Raw genomic sequence first — 13,219 nt, 5'->3', positions numbered from 1 at the left:
TATGCGAGGAAGCGCGTACCGATCCTCATCTGTGGAGGCCCCCGAATGCAGGCATGGCGAGTGCACCGGAACGGCGAGCCGAGCGAGGTGATGCGGCTGGACGAGGTGGACCGCCCCACACCGCGTGACGGTCAACTCCTGCTGAAGGTCCTCGCGGCGGACATCAACTTCCCCGACGCCCTGCTCTGCCGGGGCCAGTACCAGGTCCGCCCGCCACTGCCCTTCACGCCCGGCGTCGAGGTCTGCGGCGAGACGGGGGACGGGCGGCGCGTCATCGCGACCCCGGCGCTGCCCGACGGCGGACTCGCCGAGTACGTCGTCGCCGACGAGGCCGCGGTGCTCCCCGCGCCCGACGCGCTCGACGACGCCGAGGCGGCGGCCCTGCACATCGGCTACCAGACGGGCTGGTTCGGACTCCACCGCAGGGCGCGCCTCCAGGCGGGCGAGACGCTGCTCGTGCACGCCGCCGCCGGAGGTGTCGGCAGCGCGGCCGTCCAGCTCGGCAAAGCCGCCGGCGCCACCGTCATCGGCGTGGCCGGCGGGCGGAACAAGGTACGCGTGGCGAAGGAGTTGGGCTGCGACCACGTCATCGACCGGCGCACCGACGACATCGTCACCGCCGTGAAGGACCTCACCGGCGGGCGCGGCGCGGACGTCGTGTACGACCCGGTCGGCGGCGACGCGTACACCAAGTCCGCCAAGTGCGTCGCCTTCGAGGGCCGCATCCTCGTCATCGGCTTCGCGAGCGGCACCATCCCGGCCCCCGCTCTCAACCACGCGCTGGTGAAGAACTACTCGATCGTCGGGCTGCACTGGGGGCTCTACAACCAGAAGGACCCCGCCGCGATCCTCCGCTGCCACCAGGAACTGACCGAACTCGCCGCCAAGGGCACCGTCAAACCGCTCATCAGTGAGCGGGTGCCGATGGCGGACGCCGCGTCGGCAGTCCAGCGCGTGGCGGACGGCACCACCACCGGCCGGCTGGTCGTGGTCCCGGGCCTCGCGGCGGCAGCGAGGGCGGGCGCCCGATGACCGCGCCTGAAGCGGCCGAACTGCGCCGCCGCACAGGGGACTTGCTCGCCGCGCACCCGCCGGCCGGCACGGCGCCGACCGACTTCCTCAAGGCCCGTTTCGACGCCGGACTCGCCTGGGTGCACTTCCCGCCCGGTCTCGGCGGACTCGGCGCCCCGCGCTCGCTCCAGTCGGTCGTCGACACCGAACTGGCCGCCGCGGGCGCCCCCGACAACGACCCGCGCCGCATCGGCATCGGACTGGGCATGGCCGCGCCCACCATCCTCGCGTACGGCACCGACGAGCAGAAGCGCCGCTTCCTGCGGCCCCTGTGGGTCGGCGAGGAGGTCTGGTGCCAGCTCTTCAGCGAACCCGGCGCCGGATCCGACCTCGCCGCGCTCGCGACCCGCGCCGTACGCGACGGCACGGGCGAGCGGAGCGGCGACTGGATCGTCAACGGACAGAAGGTGTGGACCTCCAGCGCCCATCTCGCCCGCTGGGCCATCCTCATAGCCCGCACCGACCCCGCCCTGCCCAAGCACCAGGGCATCAGCTACTTCATCTGCGACATGACCGACCCCGGGGTCGACGTACGGCCACTGCGCCAGATAACCGGCGAGGCCGAGTTCAACGAGGTGTTCCTCACCGACGTCCGGATCCCCGACGCCCACCGGCTCGGCCCGGTCGGCGAGGGCTGGAAGGTCGCGCGGACCACCCTCATGAACGAACGCGTCTCGATCGGCGGCGCCCGTCTCCCGCGCGAGGGCGGCATGATCGGCCGGCTCTCCCGGACCTGGCGCGAGCGCCCCGAACTGCGCACCCACGAACTGCACCAGCGTCTCCTCGCGCTCTGGGTCGAGGCCGAGGTCGCACGGCTGACCGGTGAACGCCTGCGCCAGCAGCTCGCCGTGGGCAGGCCGGGCCCCGAAGGCTCGGGACTGAAGCTCTCCTTCGCCCGGCTCAACCAGGAGATCAGCGGACTGGAGGTCGAACTCCTGCGCGACGAGGGCCTGTTGTACGACGACTGGACCATGCGGCGCCCGGAGCTCGTCGACTTCACCGGCCGCGAGGCGGGTTACCGCTATCTGCGCTCGAAGGGCAACTCCATCGAGGGCGGTACGAGCGAGGTACTGCTCAACATCGTCGCCGAACGCGTCCTCGGTCTGCCCGCCGAGCCGCGCGACGACAAGGACGTCGCATGGAAGGACCTCGCCCGATGAGCACGGTGGACGACATGAACACGGACGCGGATGTGGACACGGACATGGACGCGGAGACCGGGCCGGCCGGGGCCGCACCCGACCTGCTGTACTCCGAGGAGGAGGACGACCTGCGCGCCGCCGTACGGTCCCTGCTCACCGGCCGCGCCGACCTCCCCGCCGCGCTCGGCCGCGCGGAATCGGGCGCGCCCCACGACACCGCGCTCTGGACCTCGCTCGCCGCCGGGATCGGCGCGGCCGGGCTGCTCGTCCCCGAAGACCTCGGCGGCCAGGGGGCGAGCCACCGCGAGGCCGCGGTGGTGCTGGAGGAGCTGGGCCGGGCGGTCACGCCCGCGCCGTTTCTGACCAGTTCCGTGATCGCGACGCAGACGCTGCTCGCCCTGAAACCGGAGAGCGCGGCCGTCGGGGAACTGCTCGGCGCGCTGGCCGCGGGCCGTACGGTCGCCGTGCTCGCCGTCCCGCTCTCCACCGGGCCGGACGGCCCGCTCCCCACCGCCACCACGAGCGGCGGCATCAGGGCCGTCGCCGATGCCACCGTCGCCGATGTCCTGCTCGTCCTGGCCGACGACGGGCTGTACGCGGTCGGGACGTCGGCGCCCGGCGTCACCGTCCGCCCGGGGACCCCGCTCGACCTCACACGCCCGCTCTCCACCGTCACCGTGGACCCCGCCGCCCTCGCCGCCGGGACACGGCTCACGGACGCCGGCGCCGCGGAGGCCGCCGTACGCCGTGGACTGCTCGCGGGCGCCGGACTGCTCGCCTCCGAGCAACTCGGGCTCGCGGAATGGTGCTTGGAGGCGACGGTGCGCCACACCCGCGAACGGCACCAGTTCAACCGGCCCATCGGCTCGTTCCAGGCGCTCAAGCACCGGATGGCGCACCTCTGGCTGGAGATCGTGTCGGCCCGTGCCGCGGCTCGCGGCGCCGCCGACGCGCTGGCCACCGACAGCCCCGACGCGCCGCTCGCGGTGGCGGTCGCCCAGGCGTACTGCGGCCGGGTCGCCGTCCACGCGGCCGAGGAATGTGTGCAACTGCACGGCGGCATCGGCATCACCTGGGAGCACCCCGCGCATCTGTATCTCAAACGCGCCAAGTCCGATGAGATCGCGCTGGGTTCGACCGGATCGCACCGCGAGAGGCTCGCGACCCTGACCGCCCTGCCCGCGCCCGGCGCCCCCGCACCGTAGTTCCGGCCGCCGGTCGGCCGCATATGACCTGGACAAGCACCCCTTTACATACTGTTTAATTGCGAGTCGTTCGCAATAACGTGTGATCTTCAGTAGGGGTGTGGAATCCATGACCGCCCGTTCGATACGTGGCACGGCCGCGGCGACGCTGGCCGGTTCGCTGGCCTTCTCCGTCGCGGCCTGCTCGAACCCGGACAGCGGCTCCGGCCCCGACGGCCGGGACCAGGAGAGCGCGGTCGTCGGGATCGCCTACGAGCCGGACAGTCTCAGCCCGCTGCTCGGCTACGGCAAGGACGGCAACTCCAAGATCTTCGACGGACTGCTCGCGGTCGACGGCGACATGAACCTCAAGCCCGCCCTCGCCTCCGCGCTCCCCGAGGTCGGGGCGGGCGGCACGAGGTACACCTACCGGCTGCGCGACGACGTGAAGTTCAGCGACGGCAAGCCCTTCAGCGCCGCGGACGTCGTCTTCACCTACCGCACCATCCTGGACGCGAAGACCAACAACCCGTCCAAGACCGAGCTGGCGGCGATCAAGGACGTCACGGCCGAGGGCGAGGACACCGTCGTCTTCACCCTCAAGTACCCCTACGCGCCCTTCGCCCAGCGGACCGTGCTGCCCATCGCGCCGGAGCACCTGGCGGGCAGACAGGACGTCAACTCCGGCCCGTTCACCACCAAGCCCGTCGGCACGGGGCCCTACACCCTCACCAACTGGTCCAAGGGCGAGAAGATCAGCTTCAAGGCCAATCCCGACTACTGGGACGGCGAGCCCGAGGTGAAGAAGTTCACCATGGCCATCATCAAGGACGACGACATCCGCGCCACCCGGCTGCGCGCCGGAGACCTCGACGGCGCGATCCTGCCGCCCAACCTCGCCAGGGGCTTCAAGAGCGACAAGGGCAAGCGGACGTACGCGGCCACGTCGTACGACTACCGCACCGTCACCCTCCCGACCCACAACAAGGTCGCGGGCGACAACGCCGTGCGCCGCGCGCTCGACGTCGCCGTCGACCGGGACACCATGGTCGACAAGATCCTCGACGGCGCGGGCAAGGCCGCCTACGGACCCGTCCCCACCGACAGCGAGTGGTTCACCCGGGGCACCGAGCGCGAGCACGACCTCGCGAAGGCCAGGCGGATCCTCGACGAGGCGGGCTGGAAGGCCGGCCGGGACGGCATCGTCGCGAAGGACGGCGTCCGCGCGAGTTTCCCGCTCTGGTACCTGACCGGTGACAAGCTCCGCCAGGACCACGCCCTCGCCTACGCCTCCGACGCCAAGAAGGCCGGCATCGACATCAAGACCCAGGCGGGCACCTGGGAGGTCATCGAGCCGCGGATGAAGACGGACGCGGTACTGGCCGGCGGCGGAGCCCCCGGCGACCCGGACTTCGACCAGTTCAGCCTGCTCAACTCGGGCCTCGCGGGCGACGGCTTCAACAACATGGCCTGGTACGACAATCCGGCCGTCGACAAGGCCCTCGACGCCGGCCGCGAGAGCGGTGACAAGCCGGCCCGCAAGGCCGCCTACGACACCGTCCAGCGTGAGCTGGCGAAGGACCCCGGCTACACCTTCCTCACCCACATCGACCACGTCTACGTCGTGAACGACACCTGGGGCACCCTCACCACCCAGGTCGAACCGCACGACCACGGCCTCGCGTCCGGCCCGTGGTGGAACATCGAGAAGTGGGCCCGCACCCCGTGAACCGACGCCTCCCGTGGGGGGCGATGGCCCGTATGACGGGGCGGCGGCTGCTGTTCGCCGCCCCCGTCCTGCTCGTCGTCACCTTCGGCGTGTTCGCCGTCGCCGCCGCCTCACCGTTCGACCCCGTCAAGGCGTACGCCGGCACCGCCGGCCTCACCGCCTCCCAGGAGACCCTCGACCAGCTGCGCGCCAACCTCGGCGTCGACCGGCCGCTCGTCGCACGCTGGTGGGAGTGGCTGACCTCGGCCGTCACCGGCGACCTCGGCGACTCCAGCGTCATGCGCAGACCGGTCGCCGACGTGATCACCGAACGCCTCGGCTGGTCCGTGCTCCTGGCCACCACCGCCTTCGTCCTCGCGATCCTGCTCGGCACTGCGCTCGGTGTCGCCGCGGCACGGCGCCCCGGCGGCCCGCTCGACCGCTGCGTCAGCTCCGCCGCGTACACCCTGGAGGCCGCGCCCGCGTTCTGGCTCGGACTCCTCGCCATCTGGTTCTTCGCCCTGCGGCTCGGTGTCCTGCCGGCCGGCGGGCTCACCGACTCCGGCAGCGACACCGTCACCTTCGGCCAGGTCGCCACGCACCTGGTGCTGCCCGCGGCCGTACTCGGCGTCTCGCAGATGCCGTGGTTCTACCTCTACGTACGCCAAGGGGTCGCCGACGCGCTGGAGGAGGACCCCGTACGCGGGGCGCGCGCCCGCGGGCTGAGCGAACGCACCGTACTGATCGGTCACGCCTGGCGCTCCGGCATGCTGCCGATGCTCACCCTCATCGGCTCCCGCGTCCCCGAACTCATCACCGGCGCGCTCCTCATCGAGACGGTCTTCAGCTGGCCGGGGATCGCGGCGGCCACCGTCGAGGCGGCGACCTCCGTGGACTTCCCGCTGCTGGCCGCGCTCACCGTGCTCGCCACGGCCGCCGTCCTCATCGGGAACCTGCTCTCCGACCTGCTGTACGGACTCGCCGACCCGAGGGTGGGCTTCGATGGCTGACACCACCACGCCCTCCACCCGTCCCCCGAACGCACCGAAGGCGGCGGACGGCCCGCTGTGGCGCTCACGCGGGCGCAGCCGCCGCTCGACCAGGAACGTCCGCGCGCTCACCTCGGCCGTCGTCGTCACCGTCGTGGCCCTCGCCGTCCTGGTCGTCCCGCCGGTTGTCCAGCTCGACGAACAGGCCGTCGACCTCGCCCTCAAACTCCAGCCACCGTCCCTCGCCCACCCGTTCGGCACCGACGACGTCGGCCGCGATCTGCTCCTGCGCTGTGTGTACGGGCTCCGCGTCTCCCTCCTCGTCGGACTGGTCGCCGCCCTCGTGGCCACCGTCATCGGCACGGCCGTGGGCGCCGCCGCCGCGGCCTTCGGCGGCTGGACCGACCGCGTCGTGATGCGGCTCGTCGACACCTTCTCCTCGGTGCCGCACCTGCTCCTCGGCATCTTCATCGTCGCGATGTTCCGGCCCGGCGTCTGGCCGGTGATCGTGTCGGTCGCCCTGACCCACTGGCTCTCCACCGCCCGCATCGTCCGCTCCGAGGTCCTCTCGCTGCGCGCGCGGCCGTACGTCGACGCCGCGGTCTCCGGCGGCTCCTCGCGGTGGCGGATCACCGTGCGACACCTGCTGCCGGGGGTCCTGCCACAGGCGGGGCTCGCCGCCGTGCTGATGGTGCCGCACGCCATGTGGCACGAGTCGGCGCTCTCCTTCCTCGGCCTCGGTCTGCCCAGCCACCAGGCGAGCCTCGGCAATCTGGTGCAGACGGCGCGCGGTTCGCTGCTCGCGGGCGACTGGTGGCCGACGCTGTTCCCCGGTCTCTTCCTGATCGTCCCGACGCTCGCCATCGCCGGTCTCGCCGGGGTGTGGCGGGAACGGATCAATCCGCGCCGCCGATCGGAGCTGATGCTGTGACCACGCCCGAGCCCTCGCCGGCCGCCCCTCCCGTGCTCTCGGTACGGGGCCTCGGCGTCCGCTTCCGGATGCGCGGCGGACGGCACATCGCCGCCGTCACCGACGCCACATTCGACCTCGCCGCGGGCGAGTGCCTCGCGCTCGTCGGCGAGAGCGGCTGCGGCAAGTCGGTCCTCGCGTCCGCGCTGCTCGGCCTGCTGCCGGGCAATGCGCAGACCACCGGGGCCGCCCTGCTCACCGGACCGGACCCGGCGGCGCCCACCGATCTGCTCGCCGCCGGTGAACGGACCCTGGCCCGTACGGTACGCGGCCGGCGCATCGGCCTCGTACCGCAGAGCCCCGCCGCGCACCTCACCCCCGTACGCACCGTCCGCTCCCAAATCGGAGAGGTCCTGCGCGAGTTGACCGGCGTCCGGGGTCCGGCGCTCACCGAGGCCGCCGAGACCGCCGCCGGGCGGGCGGCCTTCCCCGCCGACCACCTCGACCGCTACCCGCACGAACTCTCCGGCGGCCTCGCACAGCGCGCCGCGACCGCACTCGCGCTCATCGGCGACGCCCCGCTGCTGCTCGCGGACGAACCGACCACCGGACTCGACCGTGAACTGGTCGACCGCACCGCCGACGAGCTGCGGCGCCACACAGACGACGGCCGCGCCCTGCTGATGATCACCCACGATCTGGCGGCGGCCGAACGCATAGCCGACCGGGTCGCCGTCATGTACGCGGGCCGGATCGTCGAACTCGGCCCCGCGGCGGACTTCTTCGGCAGCCGCGGCCCGCGCCACCCCTACGCGCGCGGGCTGCTCGACGCGCTGCCCGAACGGTCGTTCACCGCCATCCCCGGGATGCCGCCCGAGCTGGGCGACCTCCCCGACGGCTGCGCCTTCGCCGCCCGCTGCACCCGGGCCACCGACATCTGCGCCGATCCGCCCGCCCTGACACCCGGCGACGGCTCGTCCGCCGCCTGTCACCACGCCGAGGAGCGCGTCGATGCTTGAACTCCTCGGGATCACCGCCGGCTACGAGCGCGGCGCCCCCGTCGTCAGGGGAGCGTCGGTCACCGTCGCCCCCGGTGAGTCGGTCGGTCTCCTCGGGCCGAGCGGCTGCGGCAAGTCCACTCTCGCCCGGGTCGCCGCCCTGTTGCACCGGCCCGACGCGGGCACCGTCACCCTCGACGGCGAACGCGTCACCGGCTGGCGCCACGGCGCGCCGAAGGCGCGTCGTACCGCGATCGGGGTGGTCTTCCAGCAGCCCCGGCTGTCGGCCGACCCCCGGCTCCGGCTGCGCGACCTCATCGCCGAACCCCTGCGTGCCAATGGCCGCCGCGACGAAGTCGCGGACCGGGTCGGGGAGCTGGCGAGCACGGTCGGACTCACCGACGACCTGCTCGGCCGCAGACCGCACGAGGTCAGCGACGGGCAGCTCCAACGCGCCTGTCTGGCCCGCGCGCTGGTGCTGCGCCCGCGCTGGCTGGTCTGCGACGAGATGACCGCGATGCTCGACGCGTCCACCACGGCCGCGCTGGTCACGGTCGTCGAGGAGTACCGGAGCGCCCGGGGCGCCGGACTGCTGGCCGTCGGCCACGACCGGGTGCTGCTGGAGCGCTGGTGCGACCGCACGGTCCGCTGGCCCGAGATCGCCGAGTCCGTCTGAATCACAGCCGTCGGCCGGCCGTCGGCCGGCCGAACTCTTCGTAGGACCCTGCCCCTTGAGGCGGTCGGCGGCGGATACTCGGCGAGTCGTCCGTCCCCGTCCCCACCGACCTCGGAGGCATCATGGCCCTCACCACCCGACGCAGAGCGGTGACCACCATCGCCGCCGCCTTCGCCGGAGCGGTCGCCGTCCCCTCGTACGCGCAGGCGACGGAGCGTGGCGGCCCCGCGCCGCTGCGCCGTGCCCACGCCCACAACGACTACCTGCACGAGCGGCCCCTCCACGACGCGCTGTCACACCGCTTCACCAGCGTCGAGGCCGATGTCTTCCTGGTCGACGGCGAGTTGCTGGTCGCCCACGAGCCCGAGACGCTCGACCCCACGCGTACCCTCCGCTCGCTCTACCTCGACCCGCTGCGCGACCGGGTGAGGGCCAACGGCGGGGCCGTGTACCGGGGCCACCACCGGCCGGTGCAACTGCTGATCGACATCAAGGCGGACGGCGCCGCCGCCTATCTGGAACTCCACCGCCAACTGCGCTCCTACCGCGCCATGCTGAGCACCTACTCCCACGGCGCGGTCCGGTACGGGGCCGTCACCCCCGTCATCTCCGGTGACCGCGCCGCCCGCGTCCCGATGGAGGCGCAGCGGGTGCGCCACGCCTTCTACGACGGCCGGCTCGACGACCTCGGCGGCACGGCGCGCGCCTCCTTCATCCCGCTCATCAGCAGCAACTGGACAACGAGCTTCACCTGGCGGGGAGTCGGGCCGTTCCCCGCCACGGAGCGCGACGAACTGCACCGCGTCATCCGCACCGCCCACCGGCGGGGACAGCGCGTCCGGTTCTGGGCGACCCCCGATCTCGCCGGACCCGCCCGCGACGCCGTCTGGACCGAGCTGCTCGACGCCGGTGCCGACCACATCAACACCGACGACCTCGCCGGCCTGGAACGCTTCCTGACCGCGAACGACCGGTAGTCAACCCGTACGGCCTACACGCCAGTTGCACGAACAGCCCCTCCGCTCCGCCAGACTGGCGGCCGAATGCCGCAATTCCGGCGCGGCGGAGGAGGTTGGCGATGGCCATTACGATCTCTCTGGTCCTGCTTCTGTTGCTACTCACCGTGATCTTCGTGCGCAACGGCGGGCTCAAGCTGGGGCACGCGATCGTCTGCGTGCTGCTCGGGTTCTTCCTCGCGGGCACGAGCATGGCCCCCACGATCCAGGACGGCATCAATTCCACGGCGAACGTGGTGAGCAGCCTCCAGCCGTGAGGACAGGCGCCTCAGACCAGCCGTGAGCGGATCAGGAACCGCACCCCTTCCGGCGCCTCCAGTGAGAAACCGCTGCCGCGTCCCTCCACGACGTCCACGATCAACCGGGTGTGCCGCCACGCCTCGTACTGGCTCACCGACATCCAGAACGGCACCGGCTCCCCGACGCCTTCGACCTCCAGGGACTGGAGCAGTACGTCCGAGTTCCCCGTACGGAACTCGCCGTCCGGGTAGCACATGGGCGCGCTGCCGTCGCAGCAGCCGCCCGACTGGTGGAACATCAGCGGTCCGTGGTCCGCCCGCAGTCGCCGTATCAGATCGGCGGCGGCGGGCGTCACCTCCACGCGCGCGGTCTCCTCTTGACTCATTCCGCCAGTGAACCGGACGCAACGTTGCATGAAGGTTGCGTACCTGACGGTGCGCCTCCTGAATTGCCATCAGATAATTTATGGCGAGGTATTCCGCAGGGTGTCAGGTGGTGCTATTTATATAGAGTCCATGACCCCACTCATCGGAGAAGTATTCGTGCGCTCAAAAAGACCACTCATCGCCGCACTTCTGGCAATGGTCGTAGCCGCGACAGTCGCCCCCACTGCGACCGCGGCCCCGAAGGCGGCCGGTAAGTACGTGGCCATCGGCGACTCCTACGCCGTCGCTCCCGGTACGCGTACCTACGACAACCCCGACGACCCGTGCCGGCGCGGTCCGCTGACCTACCCACGGCTCTGGGCCGCCCAGCACCCGTCCGTCGGTTTCGTCGAGGCATCCTGCTCCGGCGCGACCACGGCCGACGTCGTCAGCACCCAGATACCGCAGCTGACCGCGGACACCACACTGGTAACGGTGCAGGTCGGAGGCAACGACGTCGGTTTCGTCGATGTCCTGACCAACTGCATCCTGACGATCGACGACGAGGACTGCATCGCCGGCGTCGAGCTCGCGAAGCAGGCCGCACAGGGCGCTCTGTCTCCCGCGCTCGCGCAGACCTACGGCGCGGTGCGGGCCGCCGCCCCGTCGGCCAAGGTCGTCGTCGTGGGCTACCCGCGCCTCTACAAGATCGGTGGTTCCTGCGGAATCCTCGGTCTCAGCGACGCGGAGCGTTCGGCCATGAATTCAGCGGCCGACGTGCTGAACGACATTATGGCGAGCCGGGCGTCCGAGGCCGGATTCACCTTCCTGGACCCGCGTCCCTCATTCGACCAGCACGCGCTCTGCTCGGGCGGTTCGGAATGGGTGACGAGTCTGGAGTGGGACAAGCTCAACGAGTCCTACCACCCGAATGTGGAAGGTCACAGGGACGGATATCTCGCGTCCTTGAACGCCATTACCGGCTGAACCGATCGCATTGATCGAGAACGCTGAGAACGGCTGAGGAAAGTGAGGGCATTCCGCTCGGAAGCGGAATGCCCTCACCGCGTTTCACCGATTCACCGGCACCGGCTCCCCGGCCGCCCCGCCGACACCGGACGCGCCAGGGACCCCCGCCACGTCCGGGACCTCCGCGCCGCCGTCGTCGCCGACCAGCATCTGGGACGCGGCGAGTTCGCGGTACAGCACATCGGCCTCGACCAGCTCCTCATGCGTCCCCGTGCCACGCACCCGGCCGTGTTCGAGCACCACGATCTGCTCCGCGCCCGTCACCGTCGAGAGCCGGTGCGCGATGAGGATCACGGTGCAGCGCCGCGCCGCCTGCTCGACCGCCTCCCGCAGCGCCCGCTCGTTGCTGGCGTCGAGCTGCGCCGTCGCCTCGTCCAGCAGCAGCACCTCGGGACCGCGCAGCAGGGCGCGCGCGATCGCGAGCCGCTGCCGTTCACCGCCCGACAGTGCGACGCCCCGGCTGCCGACCTCCGTGCGCAGCCCGTCGGGCAGCCGCTCGATCAGTGAGTCGAGCCGCGTCAGCCGCAGGACCTCCGCCACTTCCCCGTCCGACACGTCCGACGCCGCGTACGTGAGGTTGTCCTCGATCGTCCCCGCCATGACGGGCGACTCCTGCTCCACATAGGCGATCCGGCGGCGCACCTCCGCGCGCGGCAGCGTCGCGATGTCCACACCGCCGATCAGGATCCGGCCGGCCGCGGGCTCGTAGAACCGCTGGAGCAGGGCGAACATCGTGGTCTTGCCCGCCCCCGACAGCCCCACCAGCGCGCTCTGGGTGCCGCCGCGCACCGTGTAGGAGACTCCGCGCAGCGCGGGGGACCGGTCCGGGTAGGAGAAGTGGACGTCCCTGAACTCGACCGGCGGCGCGTCCTTGCCGTCCCAGCGGCCCACGCCCCCCGGCCCGTCCGCATCGCCGTCGACATCGTTCTCGACCGGCATCCGCCCGACCTGTTCGATACGCCCCACGGCGCCGAGCCCCTGCTGGAGCATCCCGAGCCCCGCGACCAGCGAGCCGATCGGGCTCGCCAGATAGAACACGTACAGCAGGAACGCGATGAGCGCCGACGCCTCCAGGCTCCCCGAGGCGACCAGCGCGCCGCCCACCCCGAGCACGGCGAGGAACGCCGCCTGGATGGAGACGCCGGACAGCACCTTCACCATCGCCACGTACCGCGCGCCGACCAGGCCCGCCCGGTACGCGCCGTCGACCGCCTCTCCCGCGCGCGCCGTCTCGCGGCCCTCGGCGCCGTTGGCCTTCACGGTCCTGGCCGCGCCCAGCGCCCGGTCGAGCGCCGCGCCGACGGCGCCGATCGACTCCTGCGAACGGGCGACCGCCTCACGGATCCGGGGCAGGATCAGCATCATCACCAGCGTGACGGCGAGCAGCACCCCCACGGTCACTCCGAGCAGTCCCAGATGCACCAGCCCCATCAGGACCACGGCCCCCAGGATGCTGAGCACACCGTTGGCGACCATCACCAGGCCCTCGGTCGCGGCGTTCTGCACGAGGGTGCTGTCGGAGGTGACACGGGAGATGAGATCGCCCGGCGCGCGGCGGTCGAGTTCGGGCACCCGCAGCCGGATCAGCCGGAACACCAGGTCCTTGCGGATCTGGCGCACCACCCGCTCCGAGGTGCGCTGCTGCCACCAGGACTGGAGCCCGGTGAGCAGGGCGCCGAGGACGACCAGGGCGGCCAGGAGCAGTACGGGCCCCATGACGCCGTCGCCGTCGGCCAGTCCGTCCAGTACGTGCTGCGCCACGAGCGGCTGTACGAGACCGGCGCCGCTCGCCGCCAGGAGGAGGAGCAGGGTGGCGCACAGTACGAGCCGGTGCGGCCGGGCGTAACCGAGCAGGACGCGCAGGGGAGTTGTGCCTGACGTGTCGTCAGTC

The 13,219-nt window shown here is 71.8% G+C and carries 13 protein-coding genes; 11 read left to right on the top strand and 2 right to left on the bottom strand.

Annotation, left to right across the window (positions count from 1 at the left end; all coding sequences use genetic code 11):
* The first annotated feature begins 45 nt into the window (after nucleotides 1–45).
* From GXP76_RS00065 to GXP76_RS00020, 10 genes are all read left to right on the top strand, one after another.
* Nucleotides 46–1,032 (top strand): NADPH:quinone oxidoreductase family protein, encoded by a 987-nt coding sequence (locus GXP76_RS00065; protein ID WP_242569275.1) that lies wholly within the window; start codon nucleotides 46–48, stop codon nucleotides 1,030–1,032.
* A complete protein-coding gene (locus GXP76_RS00060; RefSeq protein ID WP_242569274.1) occupies nucleotides 1,029–2,231 on the top strand; it encodes an acyl-CoA dehydrogenase family protein in 1,203 nt (400 codons plus the stop codon). The genes GXP76_RS00065 and GXP76_RS00060 overlap by 4 nt, the downstream gene beginning before the upstream one ends.
* A 44-nt stretch (nucleotides 2,232–2,275) precedes the next feature.
* The gene (locus tag GXP76_RS00055) at nucleotides 2,276–3,418 is read left to right on the top strand and encodes an acyl-CoA dehydrogenase family protein (protein ID WP_242569371.1); all 1,143 of its coding nucleotides are present in this window, start codon (nucleotides 2,276–2,278) and stop codon (nucleotides 3,416–3,418) included.
* 109 nt (nucleotides 3,419–3,527) lie between these two features.
* Nucleotides 3,528–5,126 (top strand): ABC transporter substrate-binding protein, encoded by a 1,599-nt coding sequence (locus GXP76_RS00050; protein ID WP_242569273.1) that lies wholly within the window; start codon nucleotides 3,528–3,530, stop codon nucleotides 5,124–5,126.
* Nucleotides 5,127–5,149: 23 nt separating this feature from the next.
* Complete coding sequence (locus tag GXP76_RS00045; RefSeq protein WP_242569370.1) at nucleotides 5,150–6,115, top strand: ABC transporter permease; 966 nt, start codon at nucleotides 5,150–5,152, stop codon at nucleotides 6,113–6,115.
* Nucleotides 6,108–7,025, top strand: a complete 918-nt coding sequence (locus tag GXP76_RS00040; protein ID WP_242569272.1) for an ABC transporter permease — start codon at nucleotides 6,108–6,110, stop codon at nucleotides 7,023–7,025. Before GXP76_RS00045 ends, GXP76_RS00040 begins: the two co-directional genes overlap by 8 nt.
* Nucleotides 7,022–8,023, top strand: a complete 1,002-nt coding sequence (locus GXP76_RS00035; protein ID WP_242569271.1) for an ABC transporter ATP-binding protein — start codon at nucleotides 7,022–7,024, stop codon at nucleotides 8,021–8,023. The genes GXP76_RS00040 and GXP76_RS00035 overlap by 4 nt, the downstream gene beginning before the upstream one ends.
* On the top strand, nucleotides 8,016–8,678 hold the full coding sequence (locus GXP76_RS00030; RefSeq protein WP_242569270.1) for an ABC transporter ATP-binding protein: 663 nt from the start codon (nucleotides 8,016–8,018) through the stop codon (nucleotides 8,676–8,678). Before GXP76_RS00035 ends, GXP76_RS00030 begins: the two co-directional genes overlap by 8 nt.
* 122 nt (nucleotides 8,679–8,800) lie before the next feature.
* Nucleotides 8,801–9,655, top strand: coding sequence for a phosphatidylinositol-specific phospholipase C/glycerophosphodiester phosphodiesterase family protein (locus tag GXP76_RS00025; RefSeq protein WP_242569269.1), 855 nt, complete (start codon nucleotides 8,801–8,803; stop codon nucleotides 9,653–9,655).
* A gap of 101 nt (nucleotides 9,656–9,756) precedes the next feature.
* Nucleotides 9,757–9,951, top strand: a complete 195-nt coding sequence (locus GXP76_RS00020; RefSeq protein ID WP_242569268.1) for a hypothetical protein — start codon at nucleotides 9,757–9,759, stop codon at nucleotides 9,949–9,951.
* Between the two features lie 11 nt (nucleotides 9,952–9,962).
* Here GXP76_RS00020 and GXP76_RS00015 read toward each other — a convergent pair whose 3' ends face one another.
* Nucleotides 9,963–10,319, bottom strand: a complete 357-nt coding sequence (locus GXP76_RS00015; RefSeq protein WP_242569267.1) for a DUF779 domain-containing protein — start codon at nucleotides 10,317–10,319, stop codon at nucleotides 9,963–9,965.
* A 196-nt stretch (nucleotides 10,320–10,515) separates the two neighbouring features.
* Between GXP76_RS00015 and GXP76_RS00010 the strand changes: the two genes are divergently transcribed.
* A complete protein-coding gene (locus GXP76_RS00010; protein ID WP_242569266.1) occupies nucleotides 10,516–11,286 on the top strand; it encodes an SGNH/GDSL hydrolase family protein in 771 nt (256 codons plus the stop codon).
* A gap of 84 nt (nucleotides 11,287–11,370) precedes the next feature.
* Here GXP76_RS00010 and GXP76_RS00005 read toward each other — a convergent pair.
* Nucleotides 11,371–13,219: ABC transporter ATP-binding protein (locus tag GXP76_RS00005; RefSeq protein ID WP_308354011.1), on the bottom strand; the 1,849-nt coding region annotated here is incomplete at its 5' end.

The organism is Streptomyces sp. NP-1717 (assembly GCF_022695985.1).
Lineage (GTDB): Bacteria > Actinomycetota > Actinomycetes > Streptomycetales > Streptomycetaceae > Streptomyces.
Note: the sequence above shows the minus strand (reverse complement) of the source record. Positions and strands in the feature narration are given on the sequence as shown.

What these genes read in the sequence shown, in the direction of transcription:
- GXP76_RS00060 (WP_242569274.1), top strand. Translation starts at nt 1,029, where the DNA reads ATGACCGCGCCTGAAGCGGCCGAACTGCGCCGCCGCACAGGGGACTTG.
- GXP76_RS00045 (WP_242569370.1), top strand. Translation starts at nt 5,150, where the DNA reads ATGGCCCGTATGACGGGGCGGCGGCTGCTGTTCGCCGCCCCCGTCCTG.
- GXP76_RS00015 (WP_242569267.1), bottom strand. Translation starts at nt 10,319, where the DNA reads ATGAGTCAAGAGGAGACCGCGCGCGTGGAGGTGACGCCCGCCGCCGCC.
- GXP76_RS00025 (WP_242569269.1), top strand. Translation starts at nt 8,801, where the DNA reads ATGGCCCTCACCACCCGACGCAGAGCGGTGACCACCATCGCCGCCGCC.
- GXP76_RS00040 (WP_242569272.1), top strand. Translation starts at nt 6,108, where the DNA reads ATGGCTGACACCACCACGCCCTCCACCCGTCCCCCGAACGCACCGAAG.
- GXP76_RS00020 (WP_242569268.1), top strand. Translation starts at nt 9,757, where the DNA reads ATGGCCATTACGATCTCTCTGGTCCTGCTTCTGTTGCTACTCACCGTG.
- GXP76_RS00010 (WP_242569266.1), top strand. Translation starts at nt 10,516, where the DNA reads ATGGTCGTAGCCGCGACAGTCGCCCCCACTGCGACCGCGGCCCCGAAG.
- GXP76_RS00030 (WP_242569270.1), top strand. Translation starts at nt 8,016, where the DNA reads ATGCTTGAACTCCTCGGGATCACCGCCGGCTACGAGCGCGGCGCCCCC.
- GXP76_RS00055 (WP_242569371.1), top strand. Translation starts at nt 2,276, where the DNA reads ATGGACGCGGAGACCGGGCCGGCCGGGGCCGCACCCGACCTGCTGTAC.
- GXP76_RS00050 (WP_242569273.1), top strand. Translation starts at nt 3,528, where the DNA reads ATGACCGCCCGTTCGATACGTGGCACGGCCGCGGCGACGCTGGCCGGT.
- GXP76_RS00065 (WP_242569275.1), top strand. Translation starts at nt 46, where the DNA reads ATGCAGGCATGGCGAGTGCACCGGAACGGCGAGCCGAGCGAGGTGATG.